Source organism: Micromonospora sp. RTBAU3-60, from assembly GCF_054963695.1.
The window spans coordinates 1-24817 of the sequence record NZ_JBUEGB010000033.1; the positions used below are offsets into that span (position 1 = coordinate 1).

Genomic DNA, 24817 nt, shown 5'->3' on the forward strand with positions numbered 1-24817 from the left:
CGCTGCGGCTCCTCCCGGCGTACGACTCGGGCGACCATCTGCACCCGAGCGACGCCGGCTACCAGGCGATGGCTGACGCGGTGGACCTGAAACTCCTCCGTCCCGCGCTCTCCTTCCCCGGATAGTCGGCCCGGCCAACGCCGGATCCGGGAGACGACGGCCGGGGCGCCGGTCCACCCACAAGGGCCTCGGTCATCGGCCGGAACACTCGCTTAGGGTGGGCCGATGACGAGGCACGCGGCGTCCGATGCCGGTGTGGCGCGAGCCAGCGCACTGCTGGAGGTCGGCCGGATCGAGGCCGCACGGCGGGGGATCGCGGCCGTGCTGGCCGGCGATCCGGACAACGTCGAGGCGCTGTACGTGTTGGCCCGCGCGTATCAGGCGGAGGACGAGTTCGCCGCCATGCGGGACGTGGCGGCGCGGGCCGTCGCGGTCGCGCCCGGGCAGCACGAGGGCCACCTGCTGCTCGCGTTCGCCCAGATCGGTGTGGAAGATCCGACGGCGGCACGAGCCAGCGCGCTGGAGACCGTCCGTCTCGCGCCCGAGGACTGGCGCGGGTACGGCGCGCTGGCGCTCGCCTCGCTCAGCCTCGGGCAGCCGCGCCACGCGTTCCGGACGATCAAGCGGGCGGTGGGTCTGGCCCCGGAGTCGGCCGGCCCGCACTACATCCGGGCACTCATGTTCCACTCGATCGGCTGGAACCTGTTCGCCAGCCGGTCGTACCGCCGCGCGCTGGCGCTCGACCCGGAGCACAAGGCGGCGCTCACCGGGCTCGGTCGCGTTGCGGCCACTCGAGGGCGGCTGGCGGCCGCCGCCGGGCATGTCAGCGCGGTACTGGCCGCGGAACCGACCAACCATGCCGCCCGTACCGAACTGGATCGGGTGGTCATCGGCGGCCTCGCTGGTTGGGCGATGATGTCGGTCTGGACGGCCGGCTTCTTGGGCATGTTTGCCGTGCTTCCGTGGATGTGGCTGCTGGCGGTGCTGCCGCCCGCGCTGTGGTTGCTGTGGGCCGCCCGGACCTGGCGCGCCCTCTCCCCAGGCGCGCGGGTATACGCCGAACACGTGGTCCGCACGGACATCCGGGCCCGCGTGCGGCTGTTCGGGCTGGCCCTGTGCGTGCTCACCGCGGCCGGGCTGATCGTCACCGCGCTGCGCCAGGATCCGGAACGGCCGCCGTCGGCCGCCATCGTGGTTCCGATGGCGGCACACTTCCTGGCGCTGATCGTCAGCGGGGCGGCGTTCGTCACCGCCGACCGCAAGGTCGCCGGCCCGCCGCCCCTCGCGCCCGGATCCTCTGCCGGGCCGGGCACTTCGCCGGCGGGCGTTCGGCCGGCGGGCGCCTCGGGGCCGGCCCGGGGCACGTTCGGGCAACCGCCGGCCACCGACCTGCTCGCCGAGCAGCGCGAGGCGTCCTATGCGGGCCGGTGGGTGATGCGGCTGGTCCGCGCCGGAGCGCTGTTCGCGGTCGTGCCGCTGGTGATGAACGCCGATCCGCCGGCGCCGTGGCCGGGCCGGGCGGTCGTCGGCACCATCGCGCTGGCCGGCTTCCTCGGTTACGGCGCGTGGTCGCGGCACCGGCTCATCCTCCGCCCCGGCCGGCAGAACGCCGCACTCGGGATGCTGCTCGTCCCGCTGGCCCTGGCCGCGCTGGTGGAACTGGTCGCCATCGCGTTGGCCGCGGCCCTACCGTCCTCCGCGATGCCGCTGCCGGAGATCGTCGCCGTGCCGGCGTTCCTGGTCACCGGTGTGGGCCTGGTGGCCTGGCTGGGTTGGGCGCTCTACGCCGGCACCCGCGGCCTCGCCCGCCTCACCCGCACCTCGCGCCAAGATTCCTCACCTCACTTTTAGGCAGAGTCGGAGGCGGGTGCGGGGGTGATGCCCCCCGCACCGTCCACTATCGCCAGTCGATGTCCGCCGCCTGCTTGCGGCCGACGGCCATCCGCATCGCGATCACGGTGTACGCGCAGAGCACCGCGAGCCCGGCCCACCAAGGAAGTGGGAAGTACCCGGCCGACGGCGCGTAATGCGCGGTGACCTGGGGATACTCCTCCATTGTCTGTTGGACGGCGAAGCCGGCGGCCGGGGTGAGCCGCAGCAGCCACTCGGAGACCGTGTCGGGCAGTAGTGGGAACGCCGTGACGGCGTAGGGCAGGGCGACCAGCGACAGCCCGATGATGATCGCCGCCCAGCGGCGGCGCAGCCACACGCCGACCCCGTACGCGAGGACGGCGCAGAGTGCGAGCACCGCCGGGACGCCGACGATCACTCGAGCGCCGGTCAGTACCGGTATTGGTTGCACCGGGATGCCGTTGCCCTTCAGGATCGCCGTGCCCGCCGGGAGGACGACGCCGACGGCGACCAGACCGGTGACGAAGGTGGCCGCCCCGACGACGGCTGCTCGGGCGGCGATCACCTGGCGGGAGGCCGTCCTGGGAGCTGCGTGGGCGCCGTAGCGGGCCGCGACGATGAGCGCGATGATCAGGGCGACTGCCAGGCCGGGCAGGGTCTTCTCGACGGTACGCGCGCCCTCCTCGCCGAGCGGCCCGATGTCGCCGGTGCCGCTGACCGTGATGACGCCGTTCCTCTCGGCGGCTCCCGAGGCGTTGTGGTACTTCTCCCAGTCGGTGTGGTTCATCTCGCCGACCGGGTCGTTGTCCCACGCGCCGGTGGCGCCGCCCTCGACGGCGACGTTGTCGAATACGCCGACGGCCTGGGTGAACCGGACCTCCTCCAGCGCGCCGCCGAGGCCGACCTTCCGGAGCGTGAGGTCGCCGGGGAGGTGGCGAAGAGGCCGACCTGCACGGTGTCCGGCAGCCCGTCGAGCTTCGCCGCCCCGACGGTGTGCCACTGCTTGCCGTCGGCCGACTCAGAGCCGGTGATGGTGTCGCCCGAGCGGCTCAGGCGCAGCCAGCGGGGGGACTGCTTCGAGACGCCGCCCGCGCTTCCGGCGACGTCGTGCCGGTAGTCGTACTGGAAGCGCACGCCGTGGCTGCCGGTCATCATGACCGCCGCGTACCGCGAGCCCTGCCGCACGTCGTCCTTGACGATGATCCCGGCCTTCGCCCACGGCACCAGCCCGGGCACGATCTGGTCATGGTTCGGCGGAGGGTAGGTGATGGTCCCGGTCATCGAGGTCATCCGGACCGTGATGCTGCCCTCGCGGCCCAGGTCGCGATGCAGGAACCAGAACCTGTCGCTGACGGTAGCGCCGCCGTTGGCCACGGGAGCGACCGGGCACGGCCCGGGGCAGGACGACTGGTTGCCGAAGGCGTACAGCAGGCCCAGCGCGATGACGGTGAGGGCCGCGGCGGCCAAGGCGATCAGGCGGCCCGGGCTGCGGAATGCGGACCATTCCCGCCGGAGGAGTTCGGTGGTCGACATGCCGTCGGTTCTACGGATCGGCACGTAACGCGGCCCGAACCGGCTCTGTCATCCTGTTGTTAGGGTGCCCGGGGCATGCTGGAGACATGATCAGGCTGCCCAGCGGGACCGTGCGGGTAAGGTTCACGCTCCTCTATGCCGTTGTGTTCCTCGTGTCTGGTATCGGGCTGCTGGGCCTGACCTTCCTGCTCTCCGGCGGCAGCATCAGCAGCGTCGCCCCCGCCGGACATCCCCCCGCCCAGGGCACCCCTGCGGCGCAGCAGCGTATCCGGCAGTTGGAGGACCAGTTGGCCGCCGTGCACACGCAGCAGGCCCGCCAGCTGCTGGCCGGCTCGGTGGTGGCGCTGATCGTGATGGCGGTCGTGTCACTGCTGCTCGGTCGGGTGCTGGCTAGGCGCGTACTGCGACCACTGCGGCTCATCACCAGCGCCACGCGGCGCATCTCCGCCGACAGCCTGGATCGGCGGCTGGCGGTAGATGGCCCGGCCGACGAGGTGAAGGACCTCGCTGACACCATCGACGAACTGCTCGAACGACTCGAAGCATCGTTCGCCGCACAGCGCCGCTTCGTCGCCAACGCATCCCATGAGCTGCGTACTCCGCTGTCGACGATACGGGCGTCGCTGGACGTCGCGGTCGCCAAGCCTGACCCGGCCCCCTCGACGGTGGCGCTCGCGGACCGTCTGCGTAGGCAGCTGGACCGCGTCGATCACCTGCTCGACGGATTCCTCGTGCTGGCCCGAGCACAGCACGGCACGCTGGCCGACGCCGCCACGGTCGACCTCGGCGACCTCATCGGCACGGCCCTGCGGGACAGGACCACCGACGTGCAGACGAAGCGGCTGAGCCTGACGGTGGACGTACCACCGGGAACGGCGACCCAGGGCAGCCCGGCGCTGCTGGCGCGGTTGGTGGCCAATGTCGTCGACAACGCCGTGACCCACAACGAGCACGGCGGGTGGATCGGAATCACCGGATCCGCGAGAAAGGGGGAGACGGTGCTGGTCGCCGAAACCGGTGGTCGAGTTCTCGACCAACGGGAGGTCGACCGGCTGGCGCAGCCCTTCGAGCGGCTTGGCGGCGAGCGCATCGGCTCCTCCGGAATCGGACTGTCCATTGTGGCCGCTGTCGCCGCCGCCCACGGCGGCCGGCTCGCCCTACTCGCCCGGCCGGAAGGCGGCCTGCGCGTGTCGATCACGCTTCCGCCCGCGAAGATGCCGGTGGCGGCATGAGGATCCTCGTCGTCGAAGACGATCACGCCCTCGCCGAGGTCATCGCCGAAGGACTACGCGACCAGGGCATGGCCGTCGACCTCGCACACGACGGGCTCACCGCCGCCGCCAAGCTCGACCTCGCCGCGCACGACGTGGTGGTCCTGGACCGAGACCTGCCCGGCCTCCACGGCGACACGCTGTGCCAGATGATCACCGAGCGGGCAAACCGGCCGATGGTGCTGATGCTGACCGCGGCGGGCGCGCCCGGTGACCGGGTCAGCGGGCTGACCCTCGGCGCGGACGACTATCTCGCCAAGCCCTTCCACTTCCCCGAGCTGATCCTGCGTATCCAGGCGCTGGCCCGCCGCAAGCCAGACGCGCGACCCCGGACACTTCAGGCAGCCGGCGTCGCGCTGGACCCGGTACGCCGGACCGCCGTTCGCGACGGGCGGCAACTCAACCTCTCGGTGAAGGAGTTCGCCGTGCTGCAGGCGCTGCTCCGGGCCAGTCCGGGCTTCCTGAGCACCGAGGCCCTGCTCGAGCAGGTCTGGGACGAGAATGCCGACCCGTTCACCAACACCGTCACGGTGACCGTGGGCCGGTTACGGCGCAAGCTCGGCAATCCACCGATCATCGCAACGACGCCGGGAGTCGGCTACCGGATCGCCTGACTCGCCGATTCACAGCTCACGGCCTAGATCAATCCGGCTCCCGCGCCGCAACGGCCGGCGCAGCGGGTATCAAGTGACCGCGATACCCCTACCGGCGTTGCCCGGCAGGGGACGCGCCGCGGCAGAGCTCTGGATCCCGCCACCTGTACCGGCGCTGTAGCTGCTCCTGGAGGTGGCGTCCGTACCCTCTCGCCATGATCAGCATTGCCCGGACCGCGCGGGCCGTCGCGGTGGTCTGGCGAGCCGGGCGGGCCAACCTGGCGGCGTACGTCGTGCTCGCGCCGATCGCGGGCGCGCTTCCGGTGCTGGCGGCCTGGCTCACCAAACTCGTCCTCGACCGTGTCGCGAACGCGTCCGGCGGCGCGATCCTCGGGGTGGCGACCGCGCTGGCGGTGGTCTCCGTCGGCCTCGCCGTCGTGCCGCACCTGACGAACTATCTGCGGGCGGACCTCGCGCGCTCGGCCGCCGTCGTCGCGCTCGACCAGCTGTACGCGGCGACCGACCGCCTCGCCGGCCTGCGCCGACTGGAGGAGCCGGCGTTCCAGAACACGCTCCGGCTGGCCGAGCAGGCCGGGCGGGACGGGCCCAGCCGCTGCGTCGACGGCCTGCTCGGCCTGGTGCAGGGCGCAGTGCTGCTCGCCGGCTTCCTCGGCACCCTCGTGGTGATCAACCCGGTGATGGCCGTGCTGGTGGCGACCGGCAGCGTACCCGCGCTGATCGCCGAGCTCCGGCTGAGCCGGCGACGGGCCGACATGCTCTGGGAGATCGGGCCGGGCGAGCGGCGCGAGATGTTCTACGCCAGCCTGCTGACCAGCTTGTCCGCGGCCAAGGAGGTACGCCTGCTGCGGCTGGGTGGGCTGTTCCGCCGCCGGATGCTCACCGAGTTGGGCGCCGCGAGCGCCGCCCGCCGGGCCCACGAGCGCCGGGAGGTGCGCGTCCAGGCACTGCTCGCGGTGCTGAGCGCGGCGCTGTCCGGGGGCGGCCTGGTGTGGGCCGTCGCCACCGCCCGATCCGGCGGGCTCACGGTGGGCGACGTGGCCGTCTTCATCGCCGCCGTCGCCGGGGTACAGAGCAGCCTGGCCACCCTGATCGACCACCTCGCCGGCATCCACCAGGCGATGCTGCTGCTCGGGCACTACGAGCAGATTGTCACCTGCCCGCCGGACCTGCCGGAGCCGGCCCGACCACTGCCGGTCCCCCCGCTGCGGCGGGGCATCGAGTTCCGCGACGTCTGGTTCCGCTACGGTCCGGACCACCCGTGGGTGCTGCGGGGCGTGGACCTGTTCATCCCGCATGGACAGACGGTGGCCCTGGTCGGCCACAACGGCGCCGGCAAGAGCACCCTGGTCAAGCTGCTGTGCCGGTTCTACGACCCGACCCGGGGCGCGATCCTGTGGGACGGCGTCGACCTTCGCGAGCTGGCCGTGGACGACCTGCGGGCCCGGATCGGCGCGGTGTTCCAGGACTACATGACGTACGACCTGACGGCCGCGGAGAACATCTGGCTCGGCGATGTCGACCCGGCCGGCCCGGACCACGTACGCGCCGAGGACGCCGCCCGGATCGCGGACGCCGCCCGCCGGGCCGGCATCCACGAGACCATCGAGGGCCTGCCCCGGGGGTACAAGACGATGCTGTCCCGAGTGTTCGAACTGGACGGCGATCCGGCGGATGCCGGCGTACTGCTCTCCGGCGGGCAGTGGCAGCGGGTGGCGATCGCCCGGTCGGTGCTGCCCGCGGCGCGGGACCTGCTCATCCTCGACGAGCCGAGCGCCGGCCTGGACGCCGAGGCCGAGGCCGACATCCAGCTCAGACTGCGCCACTACCGGGCCGGCCGAACCAGCGTCCTGATCTCCCACCGGCTGGGTACGCTGCGGGACGCCGACCTGATCGTGGCGCTCTCCGGCGGGCAGGTCGTCGAGGCGGGCCGGCACGAAGACCTGCTGGCGGCCAACGGCACCTACGCCACACTGTTCCGGATGCAGGCGGCAGGCTACGTCCCGGCCGAGGCGGAAACGCCGGCCGGCTGATCCGCGCGGGCAAGGAACGTTTCGAGCACGCCGTCCCGCCGGCCGGGCAGGTCGGCGAAGATCCGATTGGCCCGCCGCGCGTACCCGTCCGCCGTCGCGCGCTCGCCACGGCGTTCCCGCACCCGGCCGAGCTGCCGGAGCGCGGCCGCCTCGCCGTACCGATCGCCGGCCGCGCGGGCCAGGGCCAGCGCCTCCTCGCCGTCCCGGTCGGCCAGCGCCACGTCACCGATCCGAAGGTGCACCTCCGTGCGGCTGAGCAGCGCCTCCCACTCGTCCTCCCGGTTGCCGGTCCGCCGGCACAGCCGCAGGCCGGCGGTGAGTGCCGTCAGCGCGTCCAGGTGCCGCCCGAGTTGGCTCTGCGTCCGGCCGAGAGCCACCAGCGTCATCGCCTCGCCGACGGCATCATTGTGTTCGCGCCGCATCGCCAGGCAGCGAGTGAGGTGTTCGCCGGCGGCCGGGAAGTTACCCAGCTCGAACTCGATCTCGGCCAGGTTGTGCAGTGCCATCGCGAGCCATACCGGGTTCGCGCCAGCGAGGAGCCCGACCGCCGCCCGGACGAGGTCTGCCGCCCGACGCGGGGCCCCCGTACGGTGGTGGAACCAGCCGAGGTTCTGCAGCGCCCGCCCCTCGCCTTCGCGATCACCCAGCCGGCGCCACAGCTCCAGCGCCGACTCCAACGCGCCACATGCCGCCTCCGGGGAGCCGGTACGCCAGTGCAGCGTCGCCCGCAGCGCGAGCACCTTGGCCCGGGCGGCATCGTCGTCGGCGAGCGTCGCCGCCTGCTCACAGACGGCGACCAGGGCATCGGCCTCCGCCCACCGGTTGCGCTTCTGCAGCCACACGGCCACGGACGGAATCGCCTCCACGCACAGCCGGCTCAGCTGCGGGGCCGCATCGCAGGCCTGACGGGCGGCCGCGATGATCCCGGCCAACTCGCCGTCGACCCAGCGTACGGCGTCGTCGAGCGTGCCCAGCTCGACGACGGTGGGTCCGGTGGCGAGTTCGGCCGCCCGCTGCGGGCGCAACAGCTGACCCGCGCGCAGCACCGTGGTCAGGTACGCGGTGAGCCCGCGGCGTACCGCGCGCTGGCGCTCGGCGGCCGGATCCGTCTCCTCGGCCAGCTCCGCGCCGTAGAGCCGGAGCAGGTCGTGGAACCGGAACCGGGTCGGCCCGATCGCGTCCAGCAGGTGCGTCTCGGTGAGCCGGTCCAGCAGCGCCAGTGCGCGCCGTTCCGGAACACCGATCGTGACCGCGGCGAGCGGCGCCGGTATCTCCGGCACCCGCAGCAGCGACAGCGACCGGAAGGCGGCCGCCGCCGTGCGGTCGTCCGGATCCGCGCTGTCGAGCAGCTGGCGGTAGGTGTTCCAGAAGCTGGAACGGATGGCGAGGTCGTCCGCGCGCAGTTCGTCGAGCCGTTCCCGCTCGTCGTCCAGCCGGTCCGCGAGCACCGAGACGGACCAGTCGGGGCGGGCCGCGAGCCGGGCTCCGGCGATGCGCAGCGCCAGCGGGTGCCCGTCGCACAGCATCGCCAGGCGGTCCGCCGCGTCGGGGTCGGCCGCCCCCCGCCCGTCGCCGCAGAGGGTGTCGAGGAGTTGGCGCGCTTCGGCGTCGCTGAGCCGGTCCAGCCGGAGCCGCAGCGCGTCGAGGGTGCTCGCCGGTCGGCGGCTGGTGATGAGGACGGCGCAGTCCTGGCCAGCCGGGAGCAGGAGCCGGATATGCTGCGCGCCGGCCGCGCCGTCCAGGACGATAAGCAGCCGCCGGCCGGCGGTCTCCGACCGGAACCGCGCGGCCGCCTCGGCCAGGTCGAGCGGCACGTCCCTGGCCGGTACGCCGAGCGCGCGCAGTAGCTGACCGAGCGCCGGCAACGGTTCGACGCTGGACATGCCGGGGGCCCCGCCCTGCAGTTCGAGGTACAGCTGTCCGTCGGGATAGTGGGCCGCGAGTCGGTGCGCGGCGCGTACCGCCAGGGTGGTCTTGCCCATCCCGCCCGGGCCGTGCAGCACGACCACCGACGGACCGGTCCGTGGCCGGTTCGCGGCCGTGCAGGCCCGCTCGATGGTCCGCAGTTCATCGACCCGGCCGACGAACGCCGCCGGGTCCGGCGGCAGCTGACGCGGCGGTTCGGCTAGGCCGGGCGGGTTACCGGACCCGGGGTCCGGTTGCGGGTCGGCGGGCTCCGCGGCCGCGTCGGGTGTGGACAGCTCCGGGGCCCGGCGCAGGATGGCCTGGTGCAGCCGGGACAGTTCCGCTCCGGGTTCGAGGCCGAGCTGGTCGGCGAAGACCGCGCGGGTCTCCGCGTACGCCGAGAGGGCCGCCGGTGCGTCGCCGGACCGGTACAGCGCCAGCATGAGCTGGTGACGCAGCCGCTCCCGGTACGGGTGGGCGGTGATCAGCAGCCGCAGGTTGCCGGTCACCGAGGTGTGCTCGCCGAGCGCGAGGCGCGCCTGGATCAGGTCCTCGACCAGCGACAGGTGCTGCTCCTCGAGCAGGGTGATCCGGGCAGCGAGTTCCGGCCCCGGCCGTACGTCCTCGGCCGGTCGGCCCCGCCACAGGTCCAGCGCTTCCCGGAACCGGGCGGTGGCGGCGGCATGGTCACCGTGGGCGAGGGCCGCGCGGCCCAGCTCGATCGCGGTCTGGAAGCGGTGCAGGTCCAGCTCTTCCGGGTCGACCCGCAGCTGATATCCGGCGACGCTGGCGACCAACCGGTCGCCGGCGGGTCCGCCGTCCAGCTCGCTCAGCAACCGGCGCAGCCCACTGGCGTAGGTGCGCAGGTTCGCCACGGCCGAGCGGGGCGGCTGGTCCCACAGCTCACCGATGAGGCGGTCCAGAGACACCCGCTCGTTGGTCGACAGCAGGAGGGTGGCCAGCATCGCCCGCTGCTTCTGCGGCCCGACGGGGACCGCCCGGCCGGCGGCGGTGATCCGAAGTGGGCCGAGCAGCTGGTATCGCAGGCTCAAGGCACCTCGGTTCTGGTTCGGTCCACCACGGCCAGCACCCTAGGAACGAGGTACGAAGATCCGCAACACGTCACGGGTAACAGTTGTATCGATGCTGTAGGTCGCCGTGTAGCCGGTCCGCCTACCGTCCGCGATCAGTCTAGATCCAGATTGGAGGTACACGATGACCCGTCACGTCGGCGCACTGGCGGACCGGTTCCTGGCGCTGATGCTGCCCAAGACCACCGCCTCGGCCGTCTGCCAGCCGTCCTGCACCAACACACCGATGTGCTGCCGGTACACCACCACCCGGTTCAAGTGGCGCACCTGTAACAGCTCGTGCCAGTGCTGGTGGGGTACGGACTGCTGAGCAACGCCCCGTGAAAGCGTCGCGGCCGGACACCCCCCCCGGCCGCGACGCGCACGTGCCCATTCCCGTCAGGAGCAAACCGATGCCCATTGTCGTCGCCGTACTCGTCGTACTCACCACACTCACGCTGCTGAACCTGCTGCTCACGTTCGGCGTCATCCGGAAGCTGCGCGAGCACACGCAGGAGTTGGCCGCCGGCCGGCCGCCGGTGACCCTCTCGGTCGGCGCGCAGGTGCCGGACTTCACCGCTTCGACCGCCGACGGGGACGTGGTGTCCATCGCCTCGCTGCGCGCGTCGGGTGGCCTGGTGGCGTTTCTCGCCCCTGACTGTTCGGGGTGCCAGGAGCAGCTGCCCTCGGTACGGTCGGCGCTCGTCGAAGCGCTCGACACCCCGGCGGCGGTGCTCATCGTGCTCACCCGGCTGCAGCCGGCGCCGGACCGGGAGGACCGCGAGCGCGCCGAGCTGGTGGCGGCGTTGGGCGTGCTCGACAGTCGGGCGACCATCGTCCACGAGCCGCTCGACGGGGCGCTCCAGTCGGCCTTCCAGATCGCCGCGTTCCCCGCGTTCTACCTGGTCGACACCGACGGCCGGGTGGCCGGCGTCAGCAACAACGCCAGCCAGCTACCCGACCTGTCCCCGGGGCGCGACATCGTGCCCGCCGGGCGATGACCGCAGGGCGGCCCGTAGCCGTCGGATGACCACGCCCCGCACCAGCTCCGACGGGAGCGCGCCGAAGGCCCGCGAGTCGAGGCTGTGCCGCGGCGCGTCCCCGAGGACGTAGACCTGTCCCGCCGGCAGCGCCGCCACCCGCTTGACCATCAACTGGGTGGCGGCGTCGACGTCGCCCGCGGTGATCCTGACGCCGGGTGGCGGCAGACAGACGACGACGGCGCCGACCCGCAGCCGGCGCCGGAATCCCCGCCTGAGCACGAGGAGCTGGTCGCCATCCTGGTACGTCGGGGTCATGCTGTCGCCGTTGACCCCGACCACCTGGAGCAGGGCGCGGGCAACCAGCACGGCGATCCCGACCGCCACGAACGAGCCGACCGCGATCAGCAGAGTGGGTCGATCCACCGCACCACCGTAGCGGAGCGGCAGCAGGGGAACGCCGGGCTCGTTGTGTCGCCGACGGCGAGCGAATCAGCCAAGCATGCTCACCGCCTCTCAGAGGCGAGCAACGACAAGGAAGCAGGAGAGCATGTCGTACCTGTTTGTGTTCAGCCGGTGCCTGCTCGCGCTGGTCTTCCTGGCGTCGGCCGCCAGCAAGCTACGCGGGCGGCCGGCGTTCCGGGCGTTCGCCGACTCGCTGGGGACGATGAACGTGCTGCCGGCGCAGCTGGTCGTCCCGGTGGCGGCCGCGGTGGCGGCGGCCGAGGCGACGGTGCCCCTGCTGCTGGTGCCGCTGCCCGGCGCCGCGGTGGCCACGGTCGGGTTCACGGTGGCGGCGGCGCTGTTGGCGGCGTTCACGGTGGCGGCGGCGCTGTTGGCGGCGTTCACGGTGGCGATCGCGGTGGTTCTCCATCGTGGTGTGCCGGTGTCCTGCCGGTGCTTCGGCGAAGCCGCGGCGGCCCCCTTCGGCCGGCACCACCTCGCCCGCAACGTCGTGCTGACCGTGGTCGCCGGGATCGGCGCGTACGCCTCACTCGGCGATCCCGGGGTGACGATCCGGGCCGCGGTGCTGGCCGTACCGCTGGGCGCGGTGGGCGCGCTCATCGTCGTCCGCCTCGACGATCTCGCGGCCCTGTTCTTGCCGGTCACCCCGTCAGGAGGCGCGGCCCAGCGGGGTGGCGACCTCCGGGGCGGCCGGGGCGGCTGAGTCCACCGCTCAGACGCCGACCGGCGGGAGTGTCAAGGACCTGCCGGCGGGGTCATCCGAGGTGACCTGACTCCGGGCGCGTCGGGCGGGCCGTCCGGCGACGGTACGGGTTGGCGTTGCCGCGGGCACCGGGCACCGGCCGCCGGTTGGGCCGCCGTGTCGGCGAGCGTACCCAGTGGATCGGCCAGCAGGCCCGAGAAGCCGAGTTCGGCGGCGCCGACCAGGGTGGCGTCGTCGCCGAGCGCCGAGGTGTGCAGCCGTACGCGCTCCTTGGCGACTGGCAGCACGTTGGCCGCGATACGGGCGCGGACCTGGCCGGCCGCGCCCGGGTACACGTCGCGCAGCATCCCTCCGAAGATCACAATGCCCGGGTTGAACAGGTTGATCAGGTTCGCCACCCCGATGCCGAGCCAGTCGCCGATGCGGTGCAGGGCGTCGCGGGCCACCGGGTCACCGCGGCCGGCGTCGTCGACCACGGCGCGCAGGGCGTCGCGGCCGAACAGTTCGGCGGGCCGTCCGGCGGCGTCGAGCAGGGCCCGCTCGCCGACCTCCGCCTCCAGGCAGCCGCGGGAGCCGCATCCGCAGGGCCGCCCGTCGTACGGGTTCACCACCATGTGCCCGAGCTCGCAGGCGTATCCGCCCTCACCGTCCAGCAGTTTGCCGCCGACGATGATCCCGCCGCCCACGCCGACGTCGCCGTGTAGGTAGATCAGGTTCTGGAAGCCGACACCCGCCCCTCGTTGCTGCTCGGCCACCGCCCCGAGGTGGGCCTCGTTGCCGACCGACACGGGCAGGCCGAGCCCGAGCCGGCGGCTGAGTTCGGCGCCGAACGCCTGGTCCACCCAGCCCATGTCGGGTCCGAAGCGGACCATGCCGTCGCCCGGCCGGATCATCCCGCAGTACGAGGCGCTGGCTCCGACGCAGACCGAGTCGGGCGCTGCCACCTCGTGCAGTTGCCGACCGAACCAGGCGAGGACCTCGACCACTCGGTCGAGGTCGGCCCCGGCGCGCGGTCGGGGTGCCCGCCGGCGGTCCAGGACGACCCCGCCCAGCCCGACCCGGGCGGCGACGAGCCAGTCCACGGCGACGTCGAACGCCAGCACGTACACCTGGTGGGACTCGGGGCGGACCAGCAGCGACGGTCGACCCGCTCGCCCGGTGTCGGTCGGCGCCTCCTCACGGACCAGACCGGCGGCGCTGAGTTCCGCGGTCAGCCCCATGATCGTGCTGCGGTTCAGACCCATCCGCTCGGCCAGCACGGCGCGGGAGGCCGAACCGCCCAGGTGAACGTGGCGCAGCAGGGTGCCGAGATTGCGTCGGCGGATCTCGTCCTGGACCAACCCGACCTCCGGCGGTGCGGCGACGTCGCGGCGTCCCATTATTCCGGCGCCCGGCGGTGCGGGCGTACCTCCTGTGCCGGGCGACTGGTGGCAGTGCGGTGGATCGCGGTGTTCCGCGAGCCGGCGGGGCGATGCGGGCGGCATGCCGAAAACTAGATCTGTCTTGACAAAAAAATTTGTCGGTGGGAAGGTGGGGTCATGTTCGACATCGCAGTGATCGAGGACCCGGCGGCGGCCGAGGCGTCGCTGGACCCGATGCGGGCCCGGCTGCTGGCCGCGCTCGCGGAACCGGCCTCGGCGACGATGCTCGCCGCCCGGGTCGGCCTGCCTCGGCAGAAGGTCAACTACCATCTCCGCGCGCTCGAGCAGCACGGCCTGATCGAGCTGGTGGAGGAGCGCCGCAAGGGCAACGTCACCGAACGGGTCATGCGGGCCACCGCGGCGTCGTACGTGATCTCGCCGGCGGCCCTCGCGGCCGTGCGGCCCAACCCGTCCGACGCGCCGGACCGGCTGTCCGCGCGGTGGCTGCTCGCGGTCGCCGCCCGGCTCGTGCAGGACGTCGGCGCGCTCATCACCGGCGCGGACCGGGCGAAGAAGCGGGTGGCCACGTTCGCCATCGACGCCACCGTCCGGTTCGCCTCCGCCCGCGACCGGGCCGCGTTCGCCGAGGAACTGGCGTCCACGGTCAGCGCCCTGGTCAGCAGGTACCACGACGAGAACACCCCCGGCGGCCGCGAGCACCGGGTGGTGCTCGCCCTGCACCCCAGCGTCAACCCCACGTCCGGCAACGAATCCGAGGAGTCCTGACATGACCACCACGACCAGCCCGATCATCGCCGCGGCCCGCCCGACCGCCCGTACCGTCAGCGCCGCCTCGCGCCGCCGTCGCCGGCGCGCGCTCGGAGTCGCCGTCGCGGTGGGCGCGAACAGCCTGCTCTACCTGGTCGCCCGCGCCGCCGGCGTGGACTTCACGCTCACCGACCCCGGGTCCACCCAAGCGCACCCGCTGATCCTGCCGGAGATCGCCGTGTTCAGCCTGGTCTTCGGGCTGCTCGGGTGGGGCGCCCTGGCGTTGCTCGAACGCTTCACGCGGCACGCCCGGCCGATCTGGGGCGGGCTCGCCGGGACCGTGCTGGCGGCCTCCTTCGTCCCGATCTTCATCGAGCGGGCCACCGTGGACACCCGGCTGATGCTCTGCGTGCTGCACGTCGTGGTGGCGGCCGCGCTGCTGCCGATGCTCCGCCCGGCCGGCACGGCCGCCCGCTGACCCGACCCGCGACCTCCCGGCCACCGCCGGCCAGCCGGCGCCGGCCACCGCCACTTCACCCGATTCTCGACGACACCGATCACCGGAAAGGACTTCGCATCATGGGACACCACTTCGAGCTGCAGAAGGACATCGAGCTGGCCGCCACCCCCGAGCAGGTGTGGGAGGCGATCGCCACCGGACCGGGTATCGACTCCTGGTTCATGGGCCGCAGCGAGGTGGAGCCGCGCGAGGGCGGCCGCAGCAGCCTCACCATGGCCGGCCACACCGACGAGGCGACCGTCACCGCCTGGGAGCCGGGCAAGCGGTTCGCCATCCGCTCGGAGTTCGGGCAGGAGGGCGGCTTCAACGCCATCGAATACCTGATCGAGGGCCGTGACCAGGGCGCCACGGTGCTGCGGCTGGTCCAGAGCGGCGTCCTGGGCGACAACTGGGAGACCGAGTACGAGGCGATGCAGGCCGGCTGGGACATGTACCTGAGGACCCTCGCGGCCTACCTCACTCACTTCGCCGGCCGGACCGGTGCCCCGGTCGCCGCGTTCCGTCCCGGGGCCGGGACCCCGGAGCAGGTCTTCGCGGCGGTGGCCGGTGCCTTCGGCATCACCGGCCCGATCACCGAGGGGCAGCGGGCCCGGCTCACCGTCGACGGCCTGCCGGCGATCGACGGGGTCGTCGACATCGCCGGTCTGCCCACCTACTTCGGCGTTCGCACCGACGACGCGCTCTACCGCTTCCTGCACTCCGGCACCGAACGCGGCAACACGTTGGTCCTCGGCCACCACATCTTCGCGCCGCAGCAGGACCCGGCTCGGGCCGAGCAGGCCTGGCAGCAGTGGGTGAACGCCCTCCCCATCGGCTGACCGGCCGGCGGAACCCCGCCGACAGCGACGATCAGCAGCGGCCGCTTCCCGGACAAACCGGGGAGCGGCCGCTTCCGTCGCCGGCCGGGAAGCCCGTCGAAGCCGACGGTCCACTTTGGGAGGATGTGCCGCGCGGGGCCGACAGGAACGCCGAGACATGCGGTAATTGCCAGACGGCACGTTTCCGGGTTACCGCCCGGTGGCCGTCTTGTCTCACGCAGAGAGGGAACGGGGATGCGGAAATCCTGGCGTCGGGCGGCTGCCGCGGCCGCTCTGTCGATCACCGGTGTGCTCGGTGGACTGGTCACCGCCACGCCGGCGCAGGCCGAGCCGGTGGCGCTCACGGTCGCCGTGGACACCGACGGCACCGTCAGCACGGTGAGCGGCAAGGCGACCGTGCACGGCACGGTGACGTGCACCAAGCCCACGCCCGTGAACGTCACCGGCTCGGTCTTCCAGGTCGTCAAGAAGGTGCTGGTCCGTGGCACCTTCGCTGCCCGGGTGGACTGCACGCCGGGCACGGCGGTGGCGTGGACCGCCGTGGCCACGCCGAACGGCACCACCCCGTACGGGAAGGGCGATGCCGAGGTGAATGCCGAGGCGAACGCCTGGGACGACGAGTCCTACGGGTACGTCACCGTCTACGGCACGTCGATCGTGACCCTGGCCAGGTCCTGACCGTCGACGCCCGGCGGCCGGCCATGGTCCGGCCGCCGCGGCGTCATCGACATCGGGTCACCGGCTCCATAGACTCCGGTCTCTGCTACCACAAGTCCAGGGAGGACCACGTGTCGAGGAAAACCCGACCGCACGCCATCCCGCAGCTGCTGCCCCGCCTCGCGGGCGTGGCGGTGGTGTCCGCCGCGCTGGTCGCCGCCGGTGGCGCCGCGGCAACCGCGGCGCCGGCCGCCGCGCCCGCACCCACGAACGGCCCGTGCGCGTACACGCCGACGCCGGACGAGCCGGCGGCCCGGCCGGTGCCGCTGCCGCCGGACCCCCGGCACACACCCGACCACGGCACCGTGCGGGTCACCCTGCGGACCAGCCAGGGCCCGATCGGGCTGACGCTCGACCGGGAACAGGCCCCGTGCACCGTGCAGAGCTTCCTGCACCTGGCCCGCCACAAGTTCTACGACCGGACGCCCTGCCACCGGCTCACCGCGTACCCGACGCTGAAGGTGCTGCAGTGCGGCGACCCGTCCGGCACCGGCGAGGGCGGGCCCGGCTACCGGTACGCCGACGAACTGCCCACCGACCTGCCGCCGGCGCCGACCGACCCGACCGGGGTCCGCCGCCTCTACGCCCGGGGCACCCTGGCCATGGCCAACGCCGGCCCGGACACCAACGGCAGCCAGTTCTTCCTGGTGCAGTCCGACTCGGCGCTGCGCCCCAACTACACCGTCTTCGGCACAGTCGACGAGGCCGGACTGGCCACCCTGGACCGGATCGCGGCCGGCGGGATCGCCGCCACCCCTGAGGACCCGGCGCCGGTCGACGGTGCGCCGGCCCTGCCGGTGGAGATCTCCCGGGCCACCCGGGCGCGCTGACGCCCGACCCGGCGGGGCGGATCCCCACCCCGCCGGCGAGGTCCCGGGGGCTTCGTCGCCTGCCGCCATGGTGGCGTCACCCCGCCGATGCAGCTTCCGGCAGGGCGCGGCCGTCGGGACTCTCCGCGGCCGCCGCGGCAGCTTCGTCGTCGAGCGTGGTGATGCGTCGTACCGGTGACAGGATCAGCCACAGGGCGGCGGAGGCGCCGGCGACGCCGGCGAGGACGAGGGTGGGACGCAGTCCGATGGCGGTGCCCAACCAGCCGCCGATCAGCGCGCCCAACGGCCGGATCCCGTAGTTGACGGTGCTGTACGCGCCGGCCGTCCGTCCCCGGGCGCCGTCGGGCGTGACCTTGGCGATCAGGGCGTTGAGGTTGATGTCCATGAGCATGACGCCGACCGAGGAGACGAACTCCACGCCGGCGAGCAGCGCGATCTTCGCCCCGGTCGGGCCGCTGCCCAGCGCCAGCAGCGCCAGCGGCGCCGGGAAGAGCGCGGTGCCGATGACGGCGGTGCGGCCGACGCCGATCGCCCGGGTCACACGTGGGGCCAACGCCGCACCGGCCACGCCGCCGAGGGCACCGGCCCCCATGCCCAGCCCGATAGCGCCCGCCGACAGGCCCAGTTCGCGGCTGGCGTAGAGGACCAGCAGCGCCGTCGCGATGAACGTGAAGAAGTTGACGGTGGTGGTGGCGCCGAGGGCGGCGCGCAGCACGCGGTGCCGCAGCAGCAGCGCCAGCCCGTCCCGGATCCGTGCGCGGGTCGACGACCGGGTCGGCGCCGGCGGCGCCCCGTCGGTCGGGATGCGCCCGATCAGCAGCGCGGATCCCAGGAACGACAGGGCATCGGCCGCGAGCGCGACGGGCGCGGTCAGGAGCTGCACGAGCGCGCCGCCGAGCGCGGGACCGGCGACGAACGACCCGGCTCGACTCAGGCTGAGTTTGCTGTTGGCGTCGATGTAGGCCGTGCTCGGCACGAGCGTGACGAAGAACGACGGGTACGCCATGGCGAACAGCACCGCGCCGGCACCGGTGAGCACCGCGACGACGAACAGCTGGGCCAGGCTGACCACGTCGAGCAGGTAGGCGACCGGCAGGCTGACCAGCACGGCCGCGCGGATCAGGTCGGCGACGACCAGCAGCCGCCGCTTGTGCGTACGCTGATCGACCCAGGCGCCGAGGAAGACGCCGAACAGGTACGGCAGCCAGATCAGGGCGGTGAGCACGCCGACCTGGCCGGGTGTCGCGGCCAGCATGGTGACCGCGATGAGCGGAAGGGCGAGTTCGGTGATGCGGTCGCCGAACTGCGAGATCGCCTGGGCCAGCCAGAACGTGCGGAAGTGCCGGCTGGTGCCGACCGTGCCGGCCGGGGCCGCGGTGACCGCGCTCATCCCTCGCTCCGCTCGTCGCCGCCGGGTTCCGGCAGGACGTACTGCAGCAGCCGTACGCCCCGCGCCCCGGCCGGCGCGTCGGCCTCCGGGCGCTGCACGTATCTGGCGATCAGGGCTTCGACGTCGTCGTTGAGCTGCTGCAACTCCTCGGCGGTGAGCATGATCCGGGTGTTGGCCAGGCCGGCGGCTCGCCGCCACTCGGTGTCCAGCCGCGGCTCGTCGTGCAGCAGCCACTGCTGCGGCAGTTCGGCGCTCTGGGCGAACATCTCGCCCTGGAGTTGGCGTGCCGCGTTCTGCCCGTCGGCGTCGTCGGGGAGGTTGAAGCGGAACCCCTTGGCCGCCGCCTGCCACCAGCGCTCGCGCCGGCTGGTCGCCCCGTCCCAGTCGGTCACCAGCCCGAACGAGGCCAGGTGACGCAGATGCCAGCTGACCACCGAGGGGGTGGCACCCACGTGCGGCGACAACTGGGTCGCGGTGGCCGGGCCGTGGCGTTGGAGATGGCCGAGCACGGCCAGCCGCACCGGATGCGCCAGGGCACGCAGCGCCTGCGGGTCGGTGATCTCGAAATCCCCGTACGGATTCTTGAGAGACATGTTTCGAAAGTAGTCTCTCACGTCCTCCTTGGCAACGGTCGAGCTCCCTGCGCCGTCTGTCGGATCCCCGGCTACGAGCCGTTCTCGCCACGCTTCTTCGCCGGCTGTTCGTGGTGGTGGCCGACGATGTGCGGCGAGGCGGCCAGCAGATACACCGCCAGCGTCATCACGATCAGGCCCATGGCCTCGACGGTGAGCGCTCCCGGGGCCAGCCGCAGCGTCCCGCCGAGCACGCCGATGCCGACCGCGATACCGGCGAGCGGCTCGGCCGCGGCCAGCGGCGGGTAGGCGACGGACAGCGGGGCGAGGTCGTACGCGCTCTGCGCGAGCAGCGTGCCCAGCAACCCGATCAGCACCACGGCGTACGGCTGCCAGCTGGTCAGCAGCGCCAACAGCCCCTCGGTGAACAGCCGGTGCGAGGCCGACTGGGTCAGCGCCGACTGGAGCCCGAACAGCATTCCCGCCCCGATCGACAGCATCGGCGCTTCCTGATTGGGGCGCAGCCGGCGCGCGGCACGTACGAGCATCCAGGTCAGCGCGCCGATGGCGGCCGCGGCCACGGCCCACTCCCAGGCCGCTACGCCCTCCGGGTTTCCTGGTCCGGGCTGACCCGCCACCAGGAAGGCGACCATGCCGACGGTGACGGCCGTGGCCACCGCCCAGTCGCGGCGTCTGAGCGGGCGCCGGGTCCAGAGCGCCGCGACCGACAGGGCGAACAGCAGGCGCAGCACCAGGACCGGCTGCACCAGCACGACCGAGCCTTGACCCAGGGCGAGGCCACTGAGCCCGCCACCCAGCAGGGTCGCCGCGAGCCCCAGCAGCCACAGCCGCTGCCGGGCGAGATGCCACAGCAGCCCTACGTGCAGCGCCAGGCCGTCCGGAGCCTGGAAGGCGACCCGCTGCTGGATGACCGAACCGGTCCCGAGCAGCAGGGCGGCGCCGAGGGCAAGGATGAAGACCACCGAAGGTGGTACCCCTTCCGCGCCCTCCGAAGCACCGCTCTCGGCCGGAGCTGCGCGGAACGACTGGCGTGCGGAGTGATCTCACCCATCACGCGTGCGAAGAAGCCGACGAGGCGTCGAGCGGCCGCCTGGCTGACGGGATCAGGTGAGGATGTCGTAGATGCCGGCCACCCGCAGCTGCTGCTGCACAAAAGCGCTGAGCTCGCGCACGACCAGCGTCGTGCCGAGCTGCTGGGCGGCCCGGTGGGCGGAGAGCAGGGTCGTCAGGCCGGTGGAGTCGAGGAACGTCACATGCAGCATGTCCACCACCAGCTTCGGCGGACGACGTCGGGTGACCTCGTTCACGACAGCGGACAGCAGTTCGGCGGAGGTGGAGACATCGATCTCGCCGCGAACGTGGAGCAGCGTGGTGCCGTCCGCCGCGAATGACGTACTGATGGTGAAGTTACTCACGAGTCACGTGTGCTTTCATCCCTGTCGACTGCCCCCACTGCTAGCCGTTGTCCCAGCACCCTATGCGCCTGACAGGCCGCTGAGAGATTGTCATCCGGCAACTACCAACCGCGGGACGCCGCGCCGCCTAGGCCGCCGAGGCGGCCCGGTACGGGCAGACCGCCGGGGTGAGCGAGCGGTGGCCGACCCGCCACCGTCCCGGGCTGCGCCACATCGGGTAGGCAGTGGTGCCGTCGGGGAGCGGAAACGGCCGCTCTGCGACGTAGCCGTGCCGCGCGTACAGGTCTCGCTCCGCGACCGTGGTCGCCTCCGTGTAGGCAGGGAGCAGGGCCTGACCCATGCGGGCGTTGCTCATCGCCATCAGCGTGGCGGCGCGCCTGATCCGGTGGGGATTCGGCGCGACCGTGAAGAACGCCAAATGGTTGTGCGGGTCGGCGGGCCGGTGCGTGTCCAGCACGTCGTCGAGGTGGAGGAACCGGTCCAGGTAGTCGCCGCAGGCGACGGCCAGCCGCTCGCCGTACTCGGTCGGGGCTGGCACGAGACCGTACCGGTGCAGCCAGACCGCGGCGGCGGACTGGTCCTGCAGGAGATATGCCTCGCCGCAGAGGAGGGCGTGCTCGATCCAGACGCGGATGACGGCGGTGAGCACGTGACGCCGGTGGCGTTCGTCCGGTACGAGCCAGGCGCCGACGGCGCTGCCGGCGAAGGGGCCGACGACGAGGTCGACGATGTCGGGGATGTCCTGCCACCGGGCGCGGCGGACGGGCGGTGTGTGCACGAAGTTCTCCTGGTTGCTGATGGTCGGCGGCGTTCGGGTGCTGGGCGTGGCCGTCAACGCGGCCCGGAGCACCGGGGGGATGCCTGACTTTCGGGGCCCGTCGGCGAGGCCGTCCGGCTCGCCGCCGTGATGGGACGAACGCTCCCGAAGGCGACCGGGACGGGCGTGGCCCGCCGATGCGGGGCCTCGGGCGGCAGCGGCTGCTCCGTCGGTGCGGTAACTGGTGCTCGCGGCGGCGATCAGAGAGCGGACGCGTACCCGCGCACAGGCGAGTTCACGCCCGGTCCCGCTCCGCCGGCGGTGACCCGGGTGTTCAGGCGGGCCTGGGGTCCGGTTGCTGCGCGCGCTCCGCGAGCGCGTCGCACCCACCGACGCACAGTTCGAGTGGGTGCAGGTCCGGGGCTCTGACGGACGGGTCGGCGTCGGCCGGGGCGCCAGGGCCTGCGTTGGCGGAGCCGCTGGCGGCGGTGCGGGCCGGACCGGCAGGCGCCACGCCGGGGCCATGGCCCGGCTCGTCCGGCCACCACGCCTGCGCCGCCGCATTCCCTGCCGGCTCGCCGCGACCCGCTGACGGCGATCTCCGTTCCGGCGACGGGGGCACCGGGGAACCGGCGACCACGGGCGCCTCCGGACGGGCGATCGTGGCGGGCGCGGTGACCGGCGGCGCGCCGGCGGACGCGGTCGGCGGCGTGGTCGCGACCGGATCGCCGGGCGGCGTGGGTGCGGCGGGTGTGCCGATGATCGGCCGGGTCAGGTCGAGCACCGGGTCCAGGGCGGGAGGCAGGACACCCACGATCGGCTCGGCCACCGGCCCGACGACACTGCGGACCGCGTCCAGCAGCCCGGTCCCGGAGACCGCCGCGACGACGGGCGAGGCCAGGTCCACGACCGGACCCGTCACCGGCGCGGCCGCCGCGACGACCGGGTCCACGGCCGGACGGACCGTGGCCTGGGGCACGCGGCGCACCGGCGGCACCGCCGGACGGTCACGCACCGGCGTCTGCCGGGCGGCCGGCCGCTGGTGTCTGCCCGGGATGGGCGCGTCAGACCGGGTGCGCCGCTTCGCCAGGTGGTCGGCCCTCGGGTCGCTCGCGCCGCCGACGCGGGCCGCCTCACCCTCGGGGCGTGAGCCGGGCGGCGAGTGCGACGGGCCGACCGGGAAGATGCTGAGGATGCGATCCGCGTCGTCGAGCAGGTCGCCGAGGAGGCACGGCCGAGCCGGCGCGGCAGCCTGAGCCGGATCGTCCGCGACCGTGTCGCCCAGGCCCCAGGCGGCCAGCACGCCACCGAGCAGGAGGATGCCGCGCAGCGTCCACCGGGTCAGTCGACCTCGACACCGCGACAACGGGCACCTCCGGAGGGAGCAGCTCTGCTCACGCCAAGGCCCGATTGTGCCTGGCGTGACCGTCCGGACACCGTCCGACACACGGGATGGCTGATTGCCGTGGCTGTATCCGGGTACGCAGGCGGGTCTTGACGAGTCGAGGGAGGCCCGATGAGTGACACCGGCGGAGGCCGTGCGGGCGGGCGGGGCGCACCGGCCGAACGCCTGGCGGCGGACGTTACCGAGGTGGTCCGCGAGGAGGTGCGGGCGGTCCGGGCGCAACTGGCGGACGCCGCACGCCCGGCGGGTGTCGGTTTCCTGCTGCTGGCCGCCGCCGGTGGGTGCGTGGTGCTGGGGATCGGGGCGGCCTCGACCACCACGCTGCGCATGCTGGAGGCGCTGCTGCCGCGCAGGTTGGCGGCGGCGGGACTGACGGCCGGCTACCTCGCGGCGGCCGCGTTCCTCGGCAGCCTCGGCCTGCAGCGGCTGCGGGCGGCCGGCGGCAGCTCCGCCCGGCTGGCCGACCAGGTCGGGAACGCCGTGTCGAGCACCGCCGGTCGGGTGATGCCCGCCGGGACCGCCGCCGTCCGGGAGGGTTGGGAGCGGTGAGACGCGCGATGCCGTGAACGCCGGGAGCGGCCGTCGATTGGCTGACGCAGGGGAGGGAGCTGGCATGGGGGACAAGCACGAGCAGGCGGAACAGATGCGGCCCGAGGTGCCGTCGACCGTCGCCCGCTCCGACGACAAGGCGGTGCGGACGTACAAGAAGACCCTGGAGTCCGCCGAGGAGACCTACGGCGACGGGGAACGGGCGCACCGGACCGCGTTCGCGTCGCTGAAGCACACCCACGAGAAGGTCGGTGACCACTGGGAACCGAAGGAACACAAGGGGCCGTCGGACCCGCAGGCGGCGCTGGGCACGCCGGTGTCCGCCGAACGGCGGCGACCCACCGCGCAGGGCGTGGACGTCAACGCCAGCAAGGGCCACCTCGACGAGGTGGCCCGAAAGGTCGGCATCGAGGACCCGGAGAACCTGAACAAGGACGACCTGGTCCGGGCGATCGAGAAGGCGAACGCCCGCGCCACCGCCCGGGCCCGCAAACGCTGAGCCGTGCGGCGGGAGGCCGGCCGGGCTACAGCCGCAACCGGGTGGCGCGGTCGTACGTGTCGGCCGGGTCCTCGCCCTCGGTGAGGTCGAGGTCCTCGACAACCCGTCCGTCGTTGAGGCGGATCAGCCGGTCGCAGCGGGCGGCGATGGCCCGCTCGTGGGTGGCCAGCAGGATCGTCATGCCGTGCCGGTCGCGCAGGTCGAGCAGCAGGTCGAGGATCTGGCCGCCGGTCGTCGAGTCGAGGTTTCCGGTCGGCTCGTCGGCCAGCAGCAGCCGGGGCGCGCCCATCAGCGCGCGGGCGATCGCCACCCGCTGCTGCTGGCCGCCGGAGAGCTGGGCGGGCAGGGCCCGCTCCCGGCCGGCGAGCCCCACCGCGTCCAGGAGTTCCCGGGCCCGCGCGGCGTGATCGCCCCGCCCCCGCAGGGGCAGCACCGGCGCGATCACGTTGTCCAGCACGGTGAGCGCCGGCAGCAGGTGGTAGCGCTGGAAGACGAAGCCGACCCGCTGCCGGTAGCGGGCCAGGGCGGCGCGGCGCAACGCGGTGACCTCGACGTCGTCCACCGTCACGGTGCCCTGGTCGGCCTGCTCGATCGCGCCGATCATGTGCAGCAGGGTGGACTTGCCGGAGCCGCTCGGCCCGGTCAGCGCCACCACCGAGCCCGGTGCGATCTCCAGCGACACGTCGTCGATCGCGGTGAGCCGCTCGGCGCCGGTGCGGAACTGCCGGACCAGCCCGGACGTCCGGACCGCGCTGCCGGTGGTCGCGTCCATG

The 24817-nt window shown here is 73.1% G+C and carries 26 protein-coding genes; 14 read left to right on the forward strand and 12 right to left on the reverse strand.

Annotation, left to right across the window (positions count from 1 at the left end; all coding sequences use genetic code 11):
• Nucleotides 1-225: 225 nt before the first annotated feature.
• The gene (locus ACY34I_RS26065; protein WP_462757653.1) at nt 226-1851 is read left to right on the forward strand and encodes a tetratricopeptide repeat protein; all 1626 of its coding nucleotides are present in this window, start codon (nt 226-228) and stop codon (nt 1849-1851) included.
• Between the two features lie 46 nt (nt 1852-1897).
• On the opposite strand, the gene ACY34I_RS26070 is transcribed toward ACY34I_RS26065, so the two are convergent.
• Both ACY34I_RS26070 and ACY34I_RS26075 read right to left on the reverse strand, forming a co-directional pair.
• Nucleotides 1898-2638 carry a hypothetical protein gene (locus ACY34I_RS26070; protein WP_462757654.1) on the reverse strand — a complete coding sequence of 247 codons (741 nt, stop codon included), beginning with the start codon at nt 2636-2638 and terminating at the stop codon, nt 1898-1900.
• Nucleotides 2635-3384, reverse strand: coding sequence for a hypothetical protein (locus ACY34I_RS26075; RefSeq protein WP_462757655.1), 750 nt, complete (start codon nt 3382-3384; stop codon nt 2635-2637). The genes ACY34I_RS26070 and ACY34I_RS26075 overlap by 4 nt, the downstream gene beginning before the upstream one ends.
• An 86-nt stretch (nt 3385-3470) precedes the next feature.
• Between ACY34I_RS26075 and ACY34I_RS26080 the strand changes: the two genes are divergently transcribed.
• From ACY34I_RS26080 to ACY34I_RS26090, 3 genes are all read left to right on the forward strand, one after another.
• Nucleotides 3471-4616 carry a sensor histidine kinase gene (locus ACY34I_RS26080; protein WP_462757656.1) on the forward strand — a complete coding sequence of 382 codons (1146 nt, stop codon included), beginning with the start codon at nt 3471-3473 and terminating at the stop codon, nt 4614-4616.
• Nucleotides 4613-5269 (forward strand): response regulator transcription factor, encoded by a 657-nt coding sequence (locus tag ACY34I_RS26085; RefSeq protein WP_462757657.1) that lies wholly within the window; start codon nt 4613-4615, stop codon nt 5267-5269. Before ACY34I_RS26080 ends, ACY34I_RS26085 begins: the two co-directional genes overlap by 4 nt.
• A gap of 194 nt (nt 5270-5463) precedes the next feature.
• Complete coding sequence (locus ACY34I_RS26090) at nt 5464-7299, forward strand: ABC transporter ATP-binding protein (protein ID WP_462757658.1); 1836 nt, start codon at nt 5464-5466, stop codon at nt 7297-7299.
• Here the strand turns inward: ACY34I_RS26090 and ACY34I_RS26095 are convergent.
• Complete coding sequence (locus ACY34I_RS26095; RefSeq protein ID WP_462757659.1) at nt 7263-10256, reverse strand: AfsR/SARP family transcriptional regulator; 2994 nt, start codon at nt 10254-10256, stop codon at nt 7263-7265. The genes ACY34I_RS26090 and ACY34I_RS26095 overlap by 37 nt on opposite strands.
• 163 nt (nt 10257-10419) lie before the next feature.
• On the opposite strand from ACY34I_RS26095, the gene ACY34I_RS26100 reads away from it, so the two are divergent.
• On the forward strand, nt 10420-10605 hold the full coding sequence (locus ACY34I_RS26100; RefSeq protein WP_148794309.1) for a hypothetical protein: 186 nt from the start codon (nt 10420-10422) through the stop codon (nt 10603-10605).
• An 82-nt stretch (nt 10606-10687) separates the two neighbouring features.
• Entirely contained in the window at nt 10688-11275 is a 588-nt protein-coding gene (locus ACY34I_RS26105) for a peroxiredoxin family protein (protein WP_462757660.1), read from the forward strand.
• Here the strand turns inward: ACY34I_RS26105 and ACY34I_RS26110 are convergent.
• On the reverse strand, nt 11228-11680 hold the full coding sequence (locus ACY34I_RS26110) for a S26 family signal peptidase (RefSeq protein WP_462757661.1): 453 nt from the start codon (nt 11678-11680) through the stop codon (nt 11228-11230). The two genes, ACY34I_RS26105 and ACY34I_RS26110, sit on opposite strands and share 48 nt — an antisense overlap.
• A gap of 124 nt (nt 11681-11804) precedes the next feature.
• Between ACY34I_RS26110 and ACY34I_RS26115 the strand changes: the two genes are divergently transcribed.
• A complete protein-coding gene (locus ACY34I_RS26115; protein ID WP_462757662.1) occupies nt 11805-12422 on the forward strand; it encodes a MauE/DoxX family redox-associated membrane protein in 618 nt (205 codons plus the stop codon).
• 32 nt (nt 12423-12454) lie between these two features.
• On the opposite strand, the gene ACY34I_RS26120 is transcribed toward ACY34I_RS26115, so the two are convergent.
• Nucleotides 12455-13801: an ROK family transcriptional regulator gene (locus ACY34I_RS26120; protein ID WP_462757663.1), complete on the reverse strand. Its 1347-nt coding sequence runs from the start codon at nt 13799-13801 to the stop codon at nt 12455-12457.
• Between the two features lie 159 nt (nt 13802-13960).
• Between ACY34I_RS26120 and ACY34I_RS26125 the strand changes: the two genes are divergently transcribed.
• From ACY34I_RS26125 to ACY34I_RS26145, 5 genes are all read left to right on the forward strand, one after another.
• Nucleotides 13961-14569 carry an ArsR/SmtB family transcription factor gene (locus ACY34I_RS26125; RefSeq protein ID WP_462757664.1) on the forward strand — a complete coding sequence of 203 codons (609 nt, stop codon included), beginning with the start codon at nt 13961-13963 and terminating at the stop codon, nt 14567-14569.
• Between the two features lies 1 nt (nt 14570).
• Nucleotides 14571-15029, forward strand: a complete 459-nt coding sequence (locus ACY34I_RS26130) for a DUF6069 family protein (RefSeq protein ID WP_462757665.1) — start codon at nt 14571-14573, stop codon at nt 15027-15029.
• 101 nt (nt 15030-15130) lie between these two features.
• A complete protein-coding gene (locus tag ACY34I_RS26135; protein WP_462757666.1) occupies nt 15131-15889 on the forward strand; it encodes an SRPBCC family protein in 759 nt (252 codons plus the stop codon).
• A 234-nt stretch (nt 15890-16123) separates the two neighbouring features.
• Nucleotides 16124-16567, forward strand: coding sequence for a hypothetical protein (locus ACY34I_RS26140; protein WP_462757667.1), 444 nt, complete (start codon nt 16124-16126; stop codon nt 16565-16567).
• A 110-nt stretch (nt 16568-16677) separates the two neighbouring features.
• Nucleotides 16678-17436, forward strand: coding sequence for a peptidylprolyl isomerase (locus tag ACY34I_RS26145; protein ID WP_462757668.1), 759 nt, complete (start codon nt 16678-16680; stop codon nt 17434-17436).
• Between the two features lie 76 nt (nt 17437-17512).
• On the opposite strand, the gene ACY34I_RS26150 is transcribed toward ACY34I_RS26145, so the two are convergent.
• From ACY34I_RS26150 to ACY34I_RS26175, 6 genes are all read right to left on the reverse strand, one after another.
• Nucleotides 17513-18826, reverse strand: coding sequence for an MFS transporter (locus ACY34I_RS26150; RefSeq protein ID WP_462757669.1), 1314 nt, complete (start codon nt 18824-18826; stop codon nt 17513-17515).
• A complete protein-coding gene (locus ACY34I_RS26155) occupies nt 18823-19419 on the reverse strand; it encodes an ArsR/SmtB family transcription factor (RefSeq protein ID WP_462757670.1) in 597 nt (198 codons plus the stop codon). The genes ACY34I_RS26150 and ACY34I_RS26155 overlap by 4 nt, the downstream gene beginning before the upstream one ends.
• Before the next feature lie 71 nt (nt 19420-19490).
• A complete protein-coding gene (locus tag ACY34I_RS26160; protein ID WP_462757671.1) occupies nt 19491-20381 on the reverse strand; it encodes a DMT family transporter in 891 nt (296 codons plus the stop codon).
• Between the two features lie 141 nt (nt 20382-20522).
• Complete coding sequence (locus tag ACY34I_RS26165) at nt 20523-20834, reverse strand: STAS domain-containing protein (protein WP_148794288.1); 312 nt, start codon at nt 20832-20834, stop codon at nt 20523-20525.
• 127 nt (nt 20835-20961) lie between these two features.
• Nucleotides 20962-21612, reverse strand: coding sequence for a hypothetical protein (locus tag ACY34I_RS26170; RefSeq protein ID WP_462757672.1), 651 nt, complete (start codon nt 21610-21612; stop codon nt 20962-20964).
• A 313-nt stretch (nt 21613-21925) separates the two neighbouring features.
• Nucleotides 21926-22957 (reverse strand): hypothetical protein, encoded by a 1032-nt coding sequence (locus ACY34I_RS26175; RefSeq protein ID WP_462757673.1) that lies wholly within the window; start codon nt 22955-22957, stop codon nt 21926-21928.
• A gap of 150 nt (nt 22958-23107) precedes the next feature.
• Here ACY34I_RS26175 and ACY34I_RS26180 point away from each other — a divergent pair, with 150 nt between their 5' ends.
• Together ACY34I_RS26180 and ACY34I_RS26185 are read left to right on the forward strand one after the other, a co-directional pair.
• Complete coding sequence (locus ACY34I_RS26180; RefSeq protein ID WP_148794282.1) at nt 23108-23545, forward strand: phage holin family protein; 438 nt, start codon at nt 23108-23110, stop codon at nt 23543-23545.
• A gap of 64 nt (nt 23546-23609) precedes the next feature.
• Entirely contained in the window at nt 23610-24044 is a 435-nt protein-coding gene (locus tag ACY34I_RS26185) for a ChaB family protein (protein ID WP_255471765.1), read from the forward strand.
• Between the two features lie 25 nt (nt 24045-24069).
• On the opposite strand, the gene ACY34I_RS26190 is transcribed toward ACY34I_RS26185, so the two are convergent.
• The gene (locus tag ACY34I_RS26190; RefSeq protein ID WP_462757674.1) at nt 24070-24816 is read right to left on the reverse strand and encodes an ABC transporter ATP-binding protein; all 747 of its coding nucleotides are present in this window, start codon (nt 24814-24816) and stop codon (nt 24070-24072) included.
• Nucleotide 24817 lies beyond the last annotated feature (1 nt).

Bases quoted from the DNA above. Each gene is read 5' to 3' on its own strand.
- ACY34I_RS26180 (WP_148794282.1), top strand. From the start codon at position 23,108: ATGAGTGACACCGGCGGAGGCCGTGCGGGCGGGCGGGGCGCACCGGCC.
- ACY34I_RS26125 (WP_462757664.1), top strand. From the start codon at position 13,961: ATGTTCGACATCGCAGTGATCGAGGACCCGGCGGCGGCCGAGGCGTCG.
- ACY34I_RS26075 (WP_462757655.1), bottom strand. From the start codon at position 3,384: ATGTCGACCACCGAACTCCTCCGGCGGGAATGGTCCGCATTCCGCAGC.
- ACY34I_RS26105 (WP_462757660.1), top strand. From the start codon at position 10,688: ATGCCCATTGTCGTCGCCGTACTCGTCGTACTCACCACACTCACGCTG.
- ACY34I_RS26185 (WP_255471765.1), top strand. From the start codon at position 23,610: ATGGGGGACAAGCACGAGCAGGCGGAACAGATGCGGCCCGAGGTGCCG.
- ACY34I_RS26155 (WP_462757670.1), bottom strand. From the start codon at position 19,419: ATGTCTCTCAAGAATCCGTACGGGGATTTCGAGATCACCGACCCGCAG.
- ACY34I_RS26070 (WP_462757654.1), bottom strand. From the start codon at position 2,638: ATGAACCACACCGACTGGGAGAAGTACCACAACGCCTCGGGAGCCGCC.
- ACY34I_RS26150 (WP_462757669.1), bottom strand. From the start codon at position 18,826: ATGAGCGCGGTCACCGCGGCCCCGGCCGGCACGGTCGGCACCAGCCGG.
- ACY34I_RS26065 (WP_462757653.1), top strand. From the start codon at position 226: ATGACGAGGCACGCGGCGTCCGATGCCGGTGTGGCGCGAGCCAGCGCA.
- ACY34I_RS26140 (WP_462757667.1), top strand. From the start codon at position 16,124: ATGCGGAAATCCTGGCGTCGGGCGGCTGCCGCGGCCGCTCTGTCGATC.
- ACY34I_RS26115 (WP_462757662.1), top strand. From the start codon at position 11,805: ATGTCGTACCTGTTTGTGTTCAGCCGGTGCCTGCTCGCGCTGGTCTTC.
- ACY34I_RS26090 (WP_462757658.1), top strand. From the start codon at position 5,464: ATGATCAGCATTGCCCGGACCGCGCGGGCCGTCGCGGTGGTCTGGCGA.
- ACY34I_RS26120 (WP_462757663.1), bottom strand. From the start codon at position 13,801: ATGGGACGCCGCGACGTCGCCGCACCGCCGGAGGTCGGGTTGGTCCAG.
- ACY34I_RS26085 (WP_462757657.1), top strand. From the start codon at position 4,613: ATGAGGATCCTCGTCGTCGAAGACGATCACGCCCTCGCCGAGGTCATC.
- ACY34I_RS26130 (WP_462757665.1), top strand. From the start codon at position 14,571: ATGACCACCACGACCAGCCCGATCATCGCCGCGGCCCGCCCGACCGCC.
- ACY34I_RS26190 (WP_462757674.1), bottom strand. From the start codon at position 24,816: ATGGACGCGACCACCGGCAGCGCGGTCCGGACGTCCGGGCTGGTCCGG.
- ACY34I_RS26080 (WP_462757656.1), top strand. From the start codon at position 3,471: ATGATCAGGCTGCCCAGCGGGACCGTGCGGGTAAGGTTCACGCTCCTC.
- ACY34I_RS26100 (WP_148794309.1), top strand. From the start codon at position 10,420: ATGACCCGTCACGTCGGCGCACTGGCGGACCGGTTCCTGGCGCTGATG.
- ACY34I_RS26135 (WP_462757666.1), top strand. From the start codon at position 15,131: ATGGGACACCACTTCGAGCTGCAGAAGGACATCGAGCTGGCCGCCACC.